At 71.5% G+C, this 16,999-nt stretch carries 14 protein-coding genes and 1 other RNA gene; 3 read left to right on the forward strand and 12 right to left on the reverse strand.

Translation table 11 applies throughout. The features are described from left to right. Nucleotides 1-69 precede the first annotated feature (69 nt). The 10 genes from ssrA to ACPPVO_RS55805 all read right to left on the reverse strand — a co-directional run bounded on the left by ssrA (nt 70) and on the right by ACPPVO_RS55805 (nt 10,774). Nucleotides 70-443: a transfer-messenger RNA gene (gene ssrA, locus ACPPVO_RS55760) on the reverse strand. Between the two features lie 71 nt (nt 444-514). Beyond that, a complete protein-coding gene (locus ACPPVO_RS55765) occupies nt 515-1,882 on the reverse strand; it encodes an SRPBCC domain-containing protein (protein ID WP_426507755.1) in 1,368 nt (455 codons plus the stop codon). A gap of 69 nt (nt 1,883-1,951) precedes the next feature. Next, entirely contained in the window at nt 1,952-2,431 is a 480-nt protein-coding gene (smpB, locus tag ACPPVO_RS55770; protein WP_426507756.1) for an SsrA-binding protein SmpB, read from the reverse strand. Nucleotides 2,432-2,595: 164 nt separating this feature from the next. After that, the gene (locus ACPPVO_RS55775) at nt 2,596-3,381 is read right to left on the reverse strand and encodes a M23 family metallopeptidase (RefSeq protein WP_426507757.1); all 786 of its coding nucleotides are present in this window, start codon (nt 3,379-3,381) and stop codon (nt 2,596-2,598) included. Nucleotides 3,382-4,053: 672 nt separating this feature from the next. Further along, nucleotides 4,054-4,929: a permease-like cell division protein FtsX gene (gene ftsX, locus ACPPVO_RS55780; RefSeq protein WP_426507758.1), complete on the reverse strand. Its 876-nt coding sequence runs from the start codon at nt 4,927-4,929 to the stop codon at nt 4,054-4,056. Nucleotides 4,930-4,996: 67 nt separating this feature from the next. Next, nucleotides 4,997-5,677 (reverse strand): cell division ATP-binding protein FtsE, encoded by a 681-nt coding sequence (gene ftsE, locus ACPPVO_RS55785; protein ID WP_190251422.1) that lies wholly within the window; start codon nt 5,675-5,677, stop codon nt 4,997-4,999. A 203-nt stretch (nt 5,678-5,880) separates the two neighbouring features. Continuing rightward, entirely contained in the window at nt 5,881-6,999 is a 1,119-nt protein-coding gene (gene prfB / locus ACPPVO_RS55790; RefSeq protein ID WP_426507759.1) for a peptide chain release factor 2, read from the reverse strand. Between the two features lie 29 nt (nt 7,000-7,028). Then, complete coding sequence (locus ACPPVO_RS55795; protein ID WP_360378344.1) at nt 7,029-7,544, reverse strand: PadR family transcriptional regulator; 516 nt, start codon at nt 7,542-7,544, stop codon at nt 7,029-7,031. A 109-nt stretch (nt 7,545-7,653) separates the two neighbouring features. Next, complete coding sequence (locus ACPPVO_RS55800; protein WP_426507760.1) at nt 7,654-9,861, reverse strand: protein kinase domain-containing protein; 2,208 nt, start codon at nt 9,859-9,861, stop codon at nt 7,654-7,656. 91 nt (nt 9,862-9,952) lie between these two features. Next, a complete protein-coding gene (locus ACPPVO_RS55805; protein WP_426507761.1) occupies nt 9,953-10,774 on the reverse strand; it encodes a tryptophan 2,3-dioxygenase in 822 nt (273 codons plus the stop codon). A 26-nt stretch (nt 10,775-10,800) separates the two neighbouring features. Here ACPPVO_RS55805 and ACPPVO_RS55810 point away from each other — a divergent pair, with 26 nt between their 5' ends. Further along, nucleotides 10,801-12,387 (forward strand): hypothetical protein, encoded by a 1,587-nt coding sequence (locus tag ACPPVO_RS55810; protein ID WP_426507762.1) that lies wholly within the window; start codon nt 10,801-10,803, stop codon nt 12,385-12,387. Between the two features lie 758 nt (nt 12,388-13,145). Here ACPPVO_RS55810 and pruA read toward each other — a convergent pair. Then, on the reverse strand, nt 13,146-14,765 hold the full coding sequence (gene pruA / locus ACPPVO_RS55815) for an L-glutamate gamma-semialdehyde dehydrogenase (RefSeq protein ID WP_426507763.1): 1,620 nt from the start codon (nt 14,763-14,765) through the stop codon (nt 13,146-13,148). Between the two features lie 124 nt (nt 14,766-14,889). On the opposite strand from pruA, the gene ACPPVO_RS55820 reads away from it, so the two are divergent. Further along, nucleotides 14,890-15,759, forward strand: coding sequence for a hypothetical protein (locus tag ACPPVO_RS55820; protein WP_426507764.1), 870 nt, complete (start codon nt 14,890-14,892; stop codon nt 15,757-15,759). Here the strand turns inward: ACPPVO_RS55820 and ACPPVO_RS55825 are convergent. After that, a complete protein-coding gene (locus tag ACPPVO_RS55825; RefSeq protein WP_426507765.1) occupies nt 15,752-16,258 on the reverse strand; it encodes a DUF6912 family protein in 507 nt (168 codons plus the stop codon). The two genes, ACPPVO_RS55820 and ACPPVO_RS55825, sit on opposite strands and share 8 nt — an antisense overlap. Nucleotides 16,259-16,374: 116 nt before the next feature. Between ACPPVO_RS55825 and ACPPVO_RS55830 the strand changes: the two genes are divergently transcribed. Further along, entirely contained in the window at nt 16,375-16,614 is a 240-nt protein-coding gene (locus ACPPVO_RS55830) for a helix-turn-helix domain-containing protein (protein ID WP_360378365.1), read from the forward strand. Nucleotides 16,615-16,999: the final 385 nt, after the last annotated feature.

Raw genomic sequence — 16,999 nt, forward strand, 5'->3', positions numbered from 1 at the left:
CGAAGCCTGCGCGAGAAATCCGGAACCGCAAACACGAAGACGCCCCCTGCGTCGAGCAGGGGGCGTCAGCGGTGGAGGTGCCGGGAATCGAACCCGGGTCCTTCGTCGCTTTGTTAGGGCTTCTCCGAGCGCAGCTCGCTGTGCCTCTACTCGGCCCTACCAATCACGCGAGCGAGTTGGTATGACGGGCCCAGCCACAATTAATCTCACCGCACGAGCCCCGTGACCGGGCTCGGTTGGCCAGCCTTCTAGCTGATGCCGGTTACTGGGCCGAAGGCAATCCCAGACCGACAGATCTCGTCCCTGGCTTAGGCAGCGAGGGCGAGATCGGAGCGCTTGTAAGTGGCGCTTATAACTTTCCGACGACTGATTCACGAGACAACGTCGGCTTCCTCGGCTCGCTTCCCCTATCGCCACAAACAAAGTCGAAACCAGTCACCCCCGCGCGGGGTGGTGTTGGCTGTCGCGCCACCACGGTGCGACCGCTCAAGAGTAGCTCGTCCGCGCCCCAGTTTCATCCCGGTATCGCCGTGCAGGTCTGGCGGTCGATCGTGCAGGTGAACGGCTCGTTGCGCACGCCCAGGCCGTCGACGTCGAAGCGGACCGTGGTCGTGGCGCCGGGCTCCAACGTGCGGTTCGCGTCCAACGGGGTGAAGGAGATGTGGCCCTGGGAGCGGGCCATCACGGCGCCCGAGACGTTCGTTACGTTCAGGTCCAGCAGGGGGAGCTGGATGGTCAGCTCCCAGCCGGACGCGGTGACCGTGGCCGGGTTCGTGATCGTGACCGTGACGCGGTACGACGTCAGGGTCAGGTCCTCCGTCTTGTACGCGGCCGCCAGCTGGGCCGCGGCGAGCGTCGACGGGGGCGGGGCGGTCGTCGAGGCCGGGGCCGGGGCGGGCGAGCGCGAGGCGGCCGAGACGATCGGCTGCGAGGCGGAGCGCGTGGGGGCCACGGCCGCCCCGGGCACGGTGGCCTGCGCGGGGCCGGCGCTCTCGCCGCCGGTGCGCGGAGGGCCCGGGGGGTGCAGGGCGGTCGCCTTGCCGATGAGGATCGCGGCCAGCGCCAGCAGGAGCAGTACCGCCGCACTCGTCGCGACCGCCTGACTGCGCCGGTCGGCTGACCAGTCGCGGGCGCCCACGAGCCACTGCCAGGCCGCGCGCACGACCGAGCGGGCACGGCCGGGCCGCACTCCCCCCAGCTGGGCCGTGCGCATCGCCTCGGGCCGCGACACAGCCGGGGCGACGGCGGTCGGCGCCGCGACCTTGGCCACGCCCGTCGCCCGGGCGCCGAGGACCGCCGCGGCGAAGCCGGGCACGGGGGTGGTCGGGCGGGGGCCGGCCGTCGAGCGCATCTGCGAGCTCAGGCCGGGCGCGGAGCGGCTCGGGGCGTTGCGCTGCGCGGGCAGGCGGTTGAACGGGCCGCCGTCGTTGCGCCGGGGCGCGTTGGGCGCCGGCGTCTCGGGCTCGGGGGCCGCGGCGATCTTGGCCAGGGTCGCGGTCAACGGGCCTTTGAAGAGGGAGGTGTACGTCATGAGCAGCGTCCGTCGCCGCATGGTCCCCTGAGGCCCCAGGAACCCGCTCTGGGTCATCGTGAACCGGGTGCCGTCCCCGTGCTCGTGCAGCGTCACCGCGACCACGGTGTGCAGGTTGCTGGCCTCCCAGCGCATCACCAGCCGGTGCGGGGCCTCGACGGTGACGATCTGGCCCTCGATGGGGTCCTCGAGGCCGACGAGCTCGGTGGCCTGGAAGGTGAACGTGCCGTCGTCGCGGACCATGAACCGGGTCGTCGGCAGCCAGTCGGTGACGAGGTGGGCCTCGGTGAGTGCGCGCCACACCACGGAGGGTGGGTGCTCGAGGTCGACATCGACCCGAATCTCGGTCACGCAGGGACTATAGGGCTTCGACGCATTGCTTGCATTACCACAGCGCCCTACTCACGCGCGGGGGTGTCTTTACTCTGCGTTGCCCTTGTCCCGGCGGCCCATGACGCGGGCGATCTCGCGGTCGGCGTCGCGTTTGGCCAGCGTCTGGCGCTTGTCGTACGACTTCTTGCCCCGCGCCAGCGCGATCTCGACCTTCGCCCATCCGTCGGAGAAGTACACCGACAGCGGCACGAGGGTCAGCCCGCTTTCCCGGACCTTGGTGCCGATGCGCTCGATCTCCTGCCGCTTCAGCAGCAGTTTCCGGACACGGCGGGGCGGATGGTTGGTCCAGGTGCCCATCGTGTACTCGGGGATGTGCATCGCGTGCAGGAAGACCTCGCCGTCGGAGATCTGCCCGAACGCGTCGACGAGCGAGCACCGCCCGACGCGCAGCGACTTGACCTCGGTCCCCGTCAGGGCGATCCCGGCCTCGAACTCCTCGAGGATCTCGTAGTCGTGACGCGCCTTCCGGTTGGACGCGATGAGCTTGCGCCCTTTTTCGCGCGGCATCGACCCCTCCTGAGTTCTCTCGATCGAAGAGAAGCGTAGCGCGCCGAGCAAGACCATTAACGCCAACGACCGAGGCCGGTCGAACGCACCGTATACTCCGTCGGGCGATAAATCCGAAATGTCCGGCGCGCCAGCGCCGGACATTTCGTGCAAGCCGGGCGGGCTCAGCAGAGGCAGCCCGGCAGCCAGTTCAGGGGCTGGACCGGCGAACCGTTGAGGCGCACCTCGAAGTGCAGGTGGTACCCGGTCGACGCGCCCGTGGTGCCGACCCGGCCGATCAGCTCGCCCCGGCTGACGTGTTCGCCGACGTGGACGAGGATCGCGGACTGGTGCGCGTAGCAGGTCGCGAGGCCCTTGCCCTGGTACAGGCCGTGGGAGATGCAGGTGTAGTTGCCGTTGCCGCCGGACGGGCCCGCGCGCACCACGACGCTGGCCGCCGCCGCGACGATCGGCTGGCCCCCGCCCGCGGCGAGGTCGACGCCCGCGTGCAGCTGGTAGACCTTGTACACCGGGTCGAAGCGCATCCCGAAGTTGCTTGTCTTCCAGCCGTGCACGGGCATCAGGAAGAAGGCGCCCACCTTGGGTCCGATGACAGTGTTCGGTGGGGCCTTGTTCGCGGTGGTACCCCCTGAGCTCTTCTTCACCTTCCGGGCCTCCGCCTGCGCCTCGGCCCGCAGCTGCTCGGCGACCTTGTCGCTCTCGATCTTCAGCTCCTCGTGGCGCGCGAGCACCGCGCCGCGCTCCTGGCCGGCGGTCGCCTCGGCCTGGGCGCTGCGGTCGAGCAGCGCCTGCACGTCGGCCGCGGCCTGCTCGGCGCCGGCCTGGGCGGCCTGGCTCGCGGCGAGGCTGCGCTGGGCGGCGTCGGCGGCGTCCCGGGCCCGGCGCAGCGCCAGGAGCGAGGTGTCGCTGCGCTTCTTGGCGTCCATCCGGGCCGCGGTGAGCTCGTCCACGGCCGCCTGGTTCTCCTGGGCGACATGGTTGAGGTACTCGATGCGCAGCGCCAGGTCGTTCGGCCCCCGGAGTCGAGGACCGAGTTGAACATGGCGAAGCCGCCGCCCTTGTACGCGGCCGCCACGAACACGGACACGTCCCGGCGGGCCTGGTCGACCTCCCGCTTGGCCTGGGCGTACGCGGCGTCGGCGACCTGCGCGGCGGCGTCGGCGCCGGCGCGGTCGCGCTCGGCCTGCCGTACCGCCGCATCCGCCGCGATCACGCGCCCCTTGGCCGCGGCCAGGCCCTGCTGCGCGCCCGGCAGCGCCGCCTGGGCGCGATCGTGGTCGGCCGCGGCCTGCCGGGCCTTGTCGGTCGCCGCCTCCAGCGTGGCCTGGGTCTCCTGGAGCTGCTTGTCGAGGCGGGCCTTGTCGCCGGCCGCGTCCGCGTGGGCGGCGTTGCCGGGACCGAGGAACATGAGGACGGCGCCGAGCGCGGCGACGATCCGTATCCGGTTCACAGAAGCAACCCCCCAGTGCCACTTGAGGGTTACGGTACGTCGGAAAAGGCCCATAAGTCCGGAATTTCGGATAAATGCACCTAACGTGACGGCGCAACGCGAAACAGCGGATGCGGCGAGGGCGGACCCCCGCAGTGGGGATCCGCCCTCGAAGGCCGGCTGGACGGGTGGGTCAGACGCGCACGTAGAAGCGCAGGGTGACCCAGGCCGTGACGGCACTGACGAGACCGCCGGCGCCGCACAGGACCGGCAGCATGATCCACACGTTGCCCCAGTCCACGGGTAGGAGCACCGTGGTCAGGGCCTTGAGCGAGCCGTCGATGAAGAAGACCTTGGCCGCGACCAGGGCGCCGAAGGCGAAGATGGCGCCGAGCAGGCCGGCGAAGACCGCCTCCAGGACGAACGGCATCTGGATGAACCAGTTCGAGGCGCCGACCAGCTTCATGACCGCGACCTCACGGCGCTTGCTGTACGCCGCGACCTGGATTGTGTTGGCCACCAGGAGCAGCGCGGCCGCGCCCTGGACGACGGCGACGGTCAGCGCCAGGGTCTGCAGCGCGCCGAGCAGGTCGAAGACCCGTTTCAGCAGCTGCTTCTGGTCGATGATGTCGCTGACGCCCTCCTGGGTGCGGAACTGGTCGCTGAACTCCTGGACCTTGTTCGGGTCCTTCAGCTTGATCCGGAAGGACTCGGGCAGCGACTCCGGCTTGGTCGCGGCGACCAGGTCGGGCGCATCCTTGAACTGCTCCTGGAATCGCTTCCAGGCGGCGTCCTTGGTCTCGTGCTCATAGGACTTGACCAGGCCGTTCGACTTCAGCGCGCTCTCTATGCTGCTGCGCTGGTCGTCGGAGACGTCGGCCTTGAGGAAGACGGAGACCTCCACCCGCTGGTAGAAGAAGTCTTCCATCTTGCCGACCTGGAAGAACAGCAGCAGGCTCGCGCCGAGCATCGTCAGCGACACGGTCATCGTGATGATCATCGCGACCGTCATCGTGACGTTGCGCCAGAGCCCGGTCAGGACTTCGGACAGGACGTATCTCACGCGCATCGGGTGGGGGTTCCTTCCCAGCGGGCCCAGCAGGAGGACGGGGGGCGGTGCGGACTAGGGCTGGGGGTCAGCCGTAGACACCGCGGGGCTGGTCCCGAACGATCCGGCCACTTTCGATCTCCACGACCCGGCGGCGCATCTGGTTCACGATGTTGGAGTCGTGGGTGACCATGACGACCGTCGTGCCGGTGCGGTTGATCCGGTCGAGCAGGCGCATGATCTCGATCGATGTGTCCGGGTCGAGGTTTCCGGTGGGCTCGTCGGCCAGCAGGATCAGGGGCCGGTTGACGAACGCCCGGGCCACGGCGACGCGCTGCTGCTCGCCACCGGACAGCTCGTGGGGGTAGCGGTGCTCCTTGCCGCCGAGGCCGACGAGCTCGAGCACCTCCGGGACGACGCGGCGGGCGACGCCCTTCGACTTGCCGATCACCTCGAGGGCGAAGGCCACGTTCTCGTAGGCGGTGCGGTTCGGCAGGAGCCGGAAGTCCTGGAACACGCAGCCGATCTGCCGCCGGAAGGCCGGGATCCGCCACGAGCGCATCGACGTCACGTCGCGCTCGTTCACGACGACCTTGCCCCGGTTCGGGGTGACCTCGTGCAGCAGCAGCTTGATGATCGTGGACTTGCCTGAGCCCGAGGGACCGATGAAGAAGACGAACTCGCCCTTCTCGATGTTGACGGAAACATCGTCAAGGGAAGGGCGAGACGCCTTCGGATACGTCTTCGTCACGTGGTCAAGCCGAATCACGGGAGGTGAGTCTACGCGGTGTGACAAGCGGGCCAAGTACACGCGGTGCGTCATGTGCGTTTTGCCAGGAATGCGAACCCGAACCGGGGACGTGAACAGCAGGACAGCGCTTGATTCCGTCCTTGAGTGTGACGTACGCAACACTTTCCCGCGAACGTCGCACTTCACGGTGCGTGATTGACGAACTCCGAAGAGATCAACGTTTAGGACGCGGGGTCGAGCTCGCGCTGTTTGCGCCACCGGATCCCGGCGTCGATGAATCCGTCGAGGTCGCCATCGAAGACCGCGACCGGATTGCCCGTCTCGTGCTCGGTGCGAAGATCCTTGACCATCTGGTACGGGTGCAGGACGTAGGAGCGCATCTGGTCGCCCCAGGAGCCGGCCACGTCGCCCCGCAGGGCGTCCATCTTCGCGGCCTCCTCGGCCCGCTTGACGGCCAGCAGCTTGGCCTTGAGCACGCCCATGGCGGTCGCCTTGTTCTGGATCTGCGAGCGCTCGTTCTGGCACGACACGACGATGCCGGTCGGGATGTGGGTCAGGCGCACCGCCGAGTCGGTGGTGTTGACGCCCTGGCCGCCGGGGCCGCTGGAGCGGTACACGTCGACGCGCAGTTCATCGTCGGGGATCTCGACCTCGTCGGTCTGCTCGACGACCGGCACGACCTCCAGCGCCGCGAACGACGTCTGGCGGCGGCCCTGGTTGTCGAAGGGGCTGATCCGCACCAGCCGGTGGGTCCCCGACTCCACGGACAGGGTTCCGTACGCATACGGCGCCTTGACCGCGAAGGTCGCCGACTTGATGCCGGCCTCCTCGGCGTAGGACGTGTCGTAGACGTCGGTGTCGTAGCCGTGCCGCTCCGCCCACCGCAGGTACATCCGCAGGAGCATGTCGGCGAAGTCGGCCGCGTCGACCCCGCCGGCGCCGGCGCGGATCGTGACGAGCGCCTCGCGGGCGTCGTACTCCCCGGACAGCAGGGTGCGGACCTCGAGCTCCTGAATCGACTTCGTCAGCACGGCGATCTCGTCGCCGACGTCGCCGAGCGAGGAGGTGTCCCCCTCGGCCTCGGAGAGCTCGAGCAGGACCTGGGCGTCGTCCAGCCGCGAGCGCAGCGACTCGAGCCGGTTGAGCTCGCCCTGGACGTAGGACAGGCGGGAGGTCACCTTCTGCGCGGCGACCTGGTCGTCCCACAGATTGGGAGCCGACGCCTGCTCCTCGAGCACGGCCTTCTCCTTGCGCATGCGCCCGAGGTCGAGCACCGCCTCGATGTTGCGCAGAGTGCTGTCGAGGCTCTTGAGGGATTCGGCGTGGTCCAGAGCAGTCACGCACCAAGAGTACGCCGAGGCGTCTCCCGCTATTTGCCCGGCGCGCTCTTGAGCCAGGTGAGTGCGGCCTTGTGATATCCGACCGCGAACTCCAGCGACGCCGCGAAGAAGTCGTCGCCCGACTTCTTGGCCTCTTTCGCCATTTCCCGCGCCTCGGTCAGCGCCACATTGTGGTGCTCGGCCGCCTGCGCATAGACGTCCTGCAGTTGCCCGGCCGATTGCTGGGCGCCGAACGCGACGCGCAGCGCGACCGGGTTGCGCAGCGCCTCGCGGCCGGCCGGCTCGGAGAGCCACCGGGCGAAGGCGCGCTTGCCCGCCGGCGTGATCGCGTACGGCTGGCTGGAGCGGGCGCCGGGCTTGCCGAGCTTGACGTAGCCGGACTCGGCGAGGGCGGGCAACTCGCGGTAGACCTGGCTGCGCGTCATCGACCAATAAGGCCCGAGCCGGCGCTGCGCGGCCGCCATCAGCTGGCCGCCCGTCATCGGTCCCTCGTGCAACAGGCCCAGCAGGGCCGCCGCGGTCGCGTTGACTCCAGAATCCGCCATAGGCCCCACGCTGCCATCTTTCGCCAGCACAGTCCAGCATTTCGGCATATCCACTGTGAACTGTCGCGCTGCGACTGTCGAGTTAGGACAGCCGTACGGGGGACGTCTTCTACTTGAACGTCGGGAACGCGGGCATCGACGGCATGGCCGGGAACGACGGCATCGGGTCGCCGATGCCGGGCAGTCCGGTCTTCGTCGGCGTCGGGCCGGGCGTGGCCGGCTTCTTCGTCGGCTTCTGCTCGCCCCCGCCCGGGTCGGCGGTCTGGCCCGGGTCGGTCGCGGCCGGGCTCTCCCCCGGCGTGTCGCTCACCGCGGGCGCGGCGCCGGCCGTACCCGACGCAGCCGGGGCCGGCGTCGTGGAGTTGACCTTCTTGTCGCCCGTATTGTCCGATTTCTGGGTCCCACCGGTCAAGAGCAGCGCGCCCACCGCCAGGATGACGATCAGCAGGAGGCCACCGCCGATCGCGGCGAGGACGCGGCGCTGCCGCCGGCGGGCGCCGGACGAGCCCGGCTCGCCGGTGTCGCCGAACTCCTCGAACAGGCGGTCGGCCGTCTCCTCCGGGGTCGCGGCGGCCGGACGAACGGGAGGTTCCTGGGCAAACAGGGCGACCGGCGGGGCCGGGGCGACGAGCGGGGCCGGGGCGACGATGGCGGTCGGCGGCTCGGGCGCGGAGACGATCTCGGTCGGCGCGGTGACCGCCTCCTGCGGGCCGCGCCCGAAGCCCAGCCCGGCCGGGGCCGCGGCGGGCCCGAAGCCCGGCCCGGCGGGTGGCGGGGCGGCTTCGAAGCGCAGCCCGGCGGGCGCGGGGGTGAAGCGCAGCTCGGTGGGCGGCTCGTCCGGGGACGAGGACCGCTGCGGCGGGATGACCATCTCCGGGGCGTCGGGACCGGCCCACAGCGGCGCGCCGGCCGCAACGGCCTGGGCCGCGGGATCGACGTCAGCCGTCGGGTCGGCGTCGCCGATCGGGACCGGGCCGGCCGTCGGGACCACACCGGCCGTCGGGACCGCACCGGCAGCCGTCGGGATCGCACCGGCCGTCGGGATCGCACCGGCCGTCGGGATCGCACCGGCCGTCGGGTCGGCGTCGTCCGTCGGGACCGCACCGGCCGCCGGCGCCGCGTCCAGCTTCGGGCGCGCGTCGGGCGCCGGTGCCGGGTCGGGCGCCGGGCTCACGTCGGCCGTCGGGTCCGCGTCGGCGGCCGGGGATGAATCCGAAGACTTTTCACCTGCCGGGGCGGGCGGGACGGGAGGCTCTTCAACCGGTACAACTGAAGGAAGCAGCGCAGTGGGAACATCGGCGACGCCGTGGGGCTCGGTGGGCAGCTCGTCGATCGGCACCGCCATCATCAGCGCCGCGGACGCGGCGGCCGGCGAGGTCGGGGCCGTCGGCAGCGGCACCCAGTCGACGCGGCGGACCGGCGCCTGCACCGGCGCGGTCAGCTCGGCCGAGCGCTGCCAGAACGTGACCGCCTCGGCGGGCAGGCGGGGCAGCGGCTCGAAGCCGTCGAGGGCCCCCTCGGCCGCGCGCAGGCGCCCGACGATCGAGGCCGCCGCCGGCCGCATGCGCGGGTCGAGTTCCATGCACACCTCGATCACCGGCCACAGCGCGGCCGGCATCCCGGGCGGGGGCACCGGCACGCAGTCCGCGTGGCGGCGCAGCACCTCGTTGGGGGAGCCGCCGCGGTACGGGCTGCGGCCGCAGATGAGCTCGAAGAGCACGACGCCGAGCGCGTAGACGTCGGCGGCCGGGCTCGGCGAGTCGCCGGCCACGACCTCGGGCGCCACGTACTCGGGCGTGGCGTGCGTCGGCCCCGCCGGCCGGTCCAGCCGGCGCGCGACACCGAAGTCGGCGAGGCGCACCGGCCCGCCGTCGGTGGGCACGAGCAGGTTGCCGGGCTTCACGTCGCCGTGGACGATGTTGTTGGCGTGCACGTACGCCAGCGCGTCGGCCACCTGCGCGACCACCTCGGCCGCGACCGCGGGCGGCAACGGCCCCTCGGCACGCAGCCGCCGGCGCAGGTCGGGCCCGGTGACGAGCTCCATGGCGATCGCCATCACGCGCTTCTCGCTGATGAGGTTCTTGACCTGGATGACGGACGGGTGGTCCAGCCCGGCGAGCAGCTCGGCCTCGCCGAGGAACCCGTCCTTGAGCTCGGGCACGTCGGCGGCCTCGGGCCGCAGCACCTTGACCGCGACCCACTCGCTCGCCTGCGTGTCGTACGCGCGCCAGACCGCGCCGATCGCCCCCCGGGCCACCTCCGACTCGAGCCGGTAGCGGTTGCCCAGGATCGTCTTCGCGCCGGTGACCGTCTTCATCGCACGCCCCTCCCCCTCACCCGTGACGGTAGGCGAGTACCGCCACGCCGCGGCTCCCCCGGGGGGTCGATGGCACGAACCGGGGAGTCCGTCACATCAGGCTGCGCAGCTCCCACAGTTCGGGGTAGAACCGCAGCTCGACGCGGGAGCGCAGGTACGCCCCACCCGCGCTGCCGCCGGTGCCGGCCTTGGTCCCGATCTGCCGCTCGGCCATGAGCACGTGCCGCGCCCGCCAGAGCGACCAGGCCTGGTCGTGGGCGAGCATCGCCTCGGCGAGGTCCCACAGCGGCCCGTACCGCTCCCGGTCGCGCGAGATCGACAACAGCGACTCGAACCGTTCGTCCGCGGTGGACACCGCGAAGCCCTGCTTGCCGAGCATGGTCAGGAACGCCTCCCACAGGCTCGGCTCGGCCAGCCGCCGCTCCAGCCGGGTGCGTTCGGAGTCGGACAGGCCGCGGAAGCGCTTGAGGTACGTCGGGTCCTTGAGCCCCGACAGGAACTCGATCTCGCGGAACTGCCCCGACTGGAACCCCGAGGCCGGGGACAGCTTGTTGCGGAAGCGCAGGAAGTCCTGCGGGGTCATGGTGTCGATGATGTCGACCTGGCTCACCAGCACCCGCTGGATCGACAGGCATCGTTCGAGTCGCACCCGCGGCAGGTATGTCTCCCCGGCCAGCAACCGGTCCCGCGCGTCCGTGAGCTCGTGGAGCACCAGCTTGAACCACAGCTCGTACACCTGATGAATGGTGATGAAGAGCAGCTCGTCGTGGGCGGGTGGGCTGGACTCCGGCACCTGGGACTCGAGCAGCCCCGGCAGGTGCAGGTAGTCACCGTACGTGAGGCGCCCGCCCTGCTCCCCGAAATGCGCATCGGTCCAGTTGCCGGCGGCGCTGCCGGCGGATTCGTTGGTCACCGGCCCACGCTATAAGGTCACCTGTCGTGACGAGAGGCGCACTGGTCCGCTGGCTGCAGGGTCTCGAGGCTAGGGAGCTCGGCGAGGTGCTCCGCCGCCGCCCCGACGCGCTGACCGCCCCGTCACCCGGCGACCTCACCGCGCTCGCCGCGCGCCTGTCCACGCGTACCGCCATCGCCGACGTCGTCACCACCCTGCCGCTGCCGGCGCTGCAGGTCATGGAGGCCCTGACCCAACTCGGCGAGCCCCCGGTCCCGCGCGCCCGCCTCGCCGACTTCCTCGGCCGCACCCCCGACGACACGGAGCTCGACGCCACCCTGCGCGTCCTGAGCCAGCGGGCCCTCGTCTGGCCCGACGGCTCCGACCTGTGGTTCCTCGGTGTCGACGGCGTCTCGGACGGTTCCTTCGACCCGGTACCGCCCGCGCCCGCCCTGATCCCCGCCGACCGCGGCGCCATCCGCACCGCCGCCGGCGAGTCGGCCGACGCCCTCCTGCAGCACGCGGCCGCCCTGCTGGACGAGGCCGCCGAGCACCCCCTGGCCCGCCAGCGCAACGGCGGCGTGGCCGCCCGCGAGCACACCCGGCTGGCCGGCCTTCTCGGCCTGGACGAGCCGCTCGTCGCGCATTTCGCTGATGTCGTACTCCAGGCCGGTCTCCTGGCCCCGGACGGCGCCCACCTGGAGCCGACGACCGCCGCGACCGCCTGGATGGCCGCCGAGCCGGGCGAGCGCCTGGCCCGGCTGCTCGCGGGCTGGTGGTCCGGTCTCCCGCTGCGCCGCGTCGTGGTCCGGGTCCTGCACGACCTGCCGCCCGACACCGCCGTACACGACATCGACTCCCTCGTGCCGCTCGTGCGCTGGAGCGCGCCCCTGCCGGCGCGCGCGGAGCCGGCCCTGGACGACGTCGTGAGCGGCCTGGTGGCCGAGGCGACCCTGCTCGGCGTCTGCGTGATGACCGAGCCGGACACGTTCGCCATCAGCCCGCTCGGCCGCGCGCTGGCCGACGGCCGCTCGGTCGCGGAGGTCGCCGCCCGCCTCTTGCCCGCCCCGTCGCTGCGAATCCACTCCGGCGTGACCGTGATCGTCGCCGCGGACCCGGCCCTGCTCGACGACGCTGTGTCCGCCCTCGACCTGACCCGCCTGGCCCCGACGGTCGCCATCTCCCGGGACTCCACCGCGGACACCGTGGCCGCCCTCCGCGCCGCGGGCTTCCGCCCCGAGCGCGAGGGCCCGCAGGTCCAGGTACGCCGGGCCGCCCCCGCGCCCCGCCCCGCCCCTCCGGCGCCCCCCACCCGCCGCCCGCCTACCGTGGACCCGACGGAGCTGGCGCGCCGCTTGACCATCCCGGCCCAGCGCGACGCCACTCCCGTGGAGCAGATCCGCCGCCGCGCCCCGCAGCTCCGCCCGGAACAGGCCCAGCTCCTGGCCGACGCCGTGGAGCACGGCACCCCGGTGTGGATCCGCTACGTGGACGCGAACGGCCGAGCCTCAGAACGCGTGATCGAGAACGCCGAACTGGCCGGAACGGTGATCGAGGCCTGGTGCCGCCTACGCCGAGACGACCGCGCCTTCACCCTGGACAAGATCGTCGCCGTAGCCCGCCCTCGCCACTGATCCCGCCCGAGCCACCACACCGTGCGCTCGGGTGCCCCCGACCGCACGGCACAAGCCACCACTGCGCCGACGACCCGGACGCGCTACGCCATCTTGTCCGTCGCCAACGGCGGGCTCTCCAGGCGTCGATCAGTGTGGCCGCCTGCAACGTGCGCCGTGGGCAGCGGCCATTGACCCGCCGACAGCGACCGCGCCTACCCCTCGCCAAGATCGACGCCGTCGCCCGCCCACGCCACCGACCTCACCCGTGCCACCGCCGACGGCGACCACACCGTGCGCTCGGTCCCGCCCAACCACCCAGGAAACGCCGCCACTGAGCCGACGACCAGAGCGCACCACGCCGGATCGAGCCGCCGACTTCATCCCTCGCCGACGGGGGCCTCCTGGCGTCGATCGGTGCGGCCGCCTGCAACATGGACGGCGGCCATTGACTCGCCGACAGCGACCGCGCCTACACCCTCGACAAGATCGACGCCGTCGCCCGCCCACGCCACCGACCTCACCCGTGCCACCACCGACGGCGACCACACCTTGCACTCGGCCCCGCCCGATCGCGCGAGACACGCCACCCACCTGGGCCGACGGCCCCGGGCGCGCCCACGCCGGATCAAACCGCTGAGCTCGTTCCTCGCCGTCAGCGCCCTCCCGGCGTTGATCAGCGCGACGCGGGCAGCGACCCATCCAGGCGTAGCTCGCCCCGAGCGCGGCCGCACCGCCGGTGGGCCGAACCGGGATCCGCGGTTCGGCCCGGCGTGCGATCAGCCCATGTGCGGGTAGCGGTGGTCGGTCGGCGGAACGAAGGTCTCCTTGATCGTGCGTGGCGACGTCCAGCGCAGCAGGTTGTGCCACGAGCCGGCCTTGTCGTTGGTGCCCGAGGCGCGTCCCCCGCCGAACGGCTGCTGGCCCACCACGGCGCCGGTCGGCTTGTCGTTGATGTAGAAGTTGCCCGCCGCGAAGCGCAGGTCGTGCATGGCCCGCTCGACGACCTGGCGGTCGGTGGCGAAGATCGAGCCCGTGAGCGCGTAGGGGGCCACGGACTCGGCCTGGGTCACGACCGCGTCGTAGTCCGCGTCGGCGAACACGTGCACGGCGAGGATCGGCCCGAAGTACTCGGTCGTGAACACCTCGTGCTCCGGATCGGTGCACTCGACGATCGTCGGGCGGACGAAGTAGCCCTCGGCGTCGTCGGCGGTGCCGCCGGCGACCACCGTGCACGAGGACGAGTTCTTGATCCGGTCGAGCGCCGCGGCGTGCCGGTCGAAGGCGCGCCGGTCGATCACCGCGCCGCCGAAGTTGGTGAAGTCGGTGACGTCGCCGTAGGCGAGGCCGTCCGTGGTCGCCACGAGCTCGTCCTTGATCTGCGACCACAGGCTGGCCGGGACGTAGGCGCGCGACGCCGCCGAGCACTTCTGCCCCTGGTACTCGAACGCGCCCCGCACCAGCGCCGTGCTCAGCGCGGCCGGGTCGGCCGACGGGTGGGCGATCACGAAGTCCTTGCCGCCGGTCTCGCCGACGACGCGCGGGTAGCTGCGGTACACGTTCTCGGCCACGGTCCGGTTGAGCGAGCGGAACACCGCGGTCGAGCCGGTGAAGTGGATGCCGGCGAGGTCCGCGTCGGCCAGCGCGACCTCGGAGACGGCCAGCCCGTCGCCGGTGATCAGGTTGATCACGCCGGGAGGCAGGCCCGCGGCCTCGAACAGGCGCATCGTGTAGTGCGCGGCCAGCTGCTGGGTGGGCGAGGGCTTCCAGAGCACCGTGTTGCCCATCAGCGCCGGCGCGGAGGGCAGGTTGCCGGCGATCGCGGTGAAGTTGAACGGGGTGATCGCGTAGACGAACCCCTCCAGCGGGCGGTGGTCGAGGCGGTTCCACACGCCGGCCGAGGAGCGGGGCTGGTCGGCGAGGATCTTCTGCCCGAAGTACACGTTGAAGCGCAGGAAATCGATCAACTCGCAAGCGGCGTCGATCTCGGCCTGGATCGCGGTCTTGGACTGCCCGAGCATCGTCGCGGCGTTGAGCGTGTCCCGCCACGGGCCGCTGAGCAGGTCGGCGGCGCGCAGGAACACAGCGGCGCGCTCGGCGTAGGGCAGGTCCCGCCAGGCGGGGGCGGCGCGCTTGGCCGCGGCCACGGCCTTCGCGGCGTCGTCGGCGGTCGCGTTGTGCGTGACGCCGAGCACGTGGCGGTGCCGGTGCGGCTGCACGACGTCGATCGGCTCACCGGCGGCCATCCGCTGCTGGCCGTCGATCGTCATCGTCAGCTCGTGCCGCTCGCCGGCCAGTTCGCCGAGGCGGCGTTGCAGGCTCGCCCTTTCCGGGGTGTCGGGGGCGTATGAGTGCACCGGCTCGTTTACGGGCTCGGGCACGTTGATCAAGGCATCCATGAGGGTCTCCCACGTAGTCTCGGCAGCGTTGGCGAGGTTTTTCCTATCCTCCCACGCGCTCGGCGGGCGCCCGGAGTTGTCCACAGGCACGGTCCACAGGCGGGCTCGCGTACTCTCCTAGCTCGTGGGTGCGAAGCGTGCTGAGGTGGCGGAGAAGGCCGTGGAGACGTGGCGGCCGGCGCGCGCGGTGTTCGTGGCCGGGTTCGCGCTCGTGCTGCTGTTCCTGACGTTGTTCTCGGCGTACGGGCACGTCCCCGACGCCGCAGTCGCCGCGCTGGTACTGCCGGGAGTCCTGACCCCGACGCTGATCGCCGGGGCGGCCGTCGGGGTGCTGGCCGTCGGGCGGTTCGCCGCCGAGGCGCCGGTGCGCGGGCGCCTGCTGCAGGGCGGGCTCGGCGGCCTTCCCGTCGGGCTGGTGGCGATGGGCGGCATGCTCGCGGCGTACCACTCCGGCCCCTCCGTCGCCTACGTCGCCGTCACGGTGGCCGTCGCCGGGGTGCTGGGCGGCCTCGTCGCCGCGGCGCAGCCGGTCAGCGCGGTCGCGGCGGGCGCGGCGGCCGGTGTGCTGGCCTCCACGATCGGGCTCCTCGTGGCGTACTTCCAGAACGACGTCGTCGACCTCTTCGGCAACCAGGAGACGGTCGGGAGCATGGCCGACGCGTCGTACCGGCTCCAGCTCACGACGTCGATCGTCAGCGGCATCGCGGCCGGGGCCATGGCCTTCGGCTACCTGCGGCGCACCGGGATGGCACTGCCATGGCCGTCGTACCCGCTGGCCGGCGCCATCCCCGGACTGCTCACGCTCGGCGCGGCGCTGATCGGGTGGATCGGCGGCCTGCCGCTGTCGCACGCCGTCGCGAAGCAGAGCGAGTTCGACGCGGCCATCATCGCGAGCCGCCTGCCCGAGCAGGTCAACCACGGCCTCATCCTGCTGTTCGCGGGCGCGTTCGTGGCCATGATCCTGGTCGGCCGGACCCTCAAGCGCGCTAGCTGATCAGCTCGTCCAGCTCCGTCGGGTCGTACCACTCCAGCTCGTGGTCCTCGGCGCCGTCGACGGTGAACTGCGCGTCCGGGTCGCCGGCCTCGGCCTCCTCCACCACGTCGGCCGCGGCGGCGACGTCGGCCTCGGCGTCGTGCCCGTCCACGTGGATCGCCGCCACGGTACTCAGCGCGACCCGGCCGGAGATCTCCACCTGGCTCGAGCCGAGGTCGAGCCCGTTCAGCTTCACCATCGTTCCCGGCAGGTCGGCCGAGAGCACGACCCGCCGGCGCGGCGCCTTCGCGTCGTGGCGCAGCATCCGCAGGGCACTCTGCGCGGCGCGCGTGAAGGCGACGTACTCCAGCTCCTCCTCGTCGCCCTCGGCGTACCACTCCCGCAGCGACGGCGTGACCGCGTGCGCCTCCGTGGGCGGCGGCAGCTCGCCACTCTCCCGCAGTACGGCCAGCTGAGCGAGCGTTGCGGGCAGGTACACGCGCGTGAGGTCCGTCGTCACGCTCTTGTCCTACACCCTTGCCCGGGTTTGGACACGCATGTCGGGCGTGTCGGATCGTCCGGCCGTCCACGCGATCGTCGTAAGCATCGGAAAACGAACGATGGCAAACTGAGGCGATGGAGCCGCGATTCCTGCTCATGGCCGACGTCGCCGAGCAGTTGAACGTGTCGGCCTCGCAGGTGTACCACATGGTGCGCAGCGGCGAGCTGCCGGCGATCAAGGTCGGCGGCCGCGGCCAGTGGCGCATCGAGCGGAGCAAGCTCGAGGAGTACATCGAGCGCAAGTACGCCGAGACGGCCGAGTGGGTGCGCAGCAACCCCCTGGTCGACAAGGAAGACCCCGGGGACCTCGATTGACCTGCGGTTTTCTGACTTACTAACAAAACGACATTTCGGCTGTACCGCATGAATCGCCAACGAGCATCCGCCGCGCGTCAAAGGACGATTCACCCCAAACCCCGCCATAGACCAACGTAAGCCCACCCGGCCTTCTTGACGGCATCGCGCGCCCTCGATACAACGGTACGGAGGCAATCGAAAGCAAACGCAAGCATCGGGGGGCTTCTCATGACGGCGGTGACCGACCAACGTCCGACCCGCAGGCCGCGCGGCGCCACAAGACGCACCGGCAACGCGGCGGATCACAACGCCGACGACAACGCCGGTCATACGGCCGACACCGCCCGCCCCGCTGAGGCCGCCCACGTCGACGGGGCGGCACGGGCGGCTCGAACAGTCCGCA

Origin of the sequence: Dactylosporangium sp. McL0621 (assembly GCF_049995355.1) — a bacterium.
GTDB lineage: Bacteria > Actinomycetota > Actinomycetes > Mycobacteriales > Micromonosporaceae > Dactylosporangium.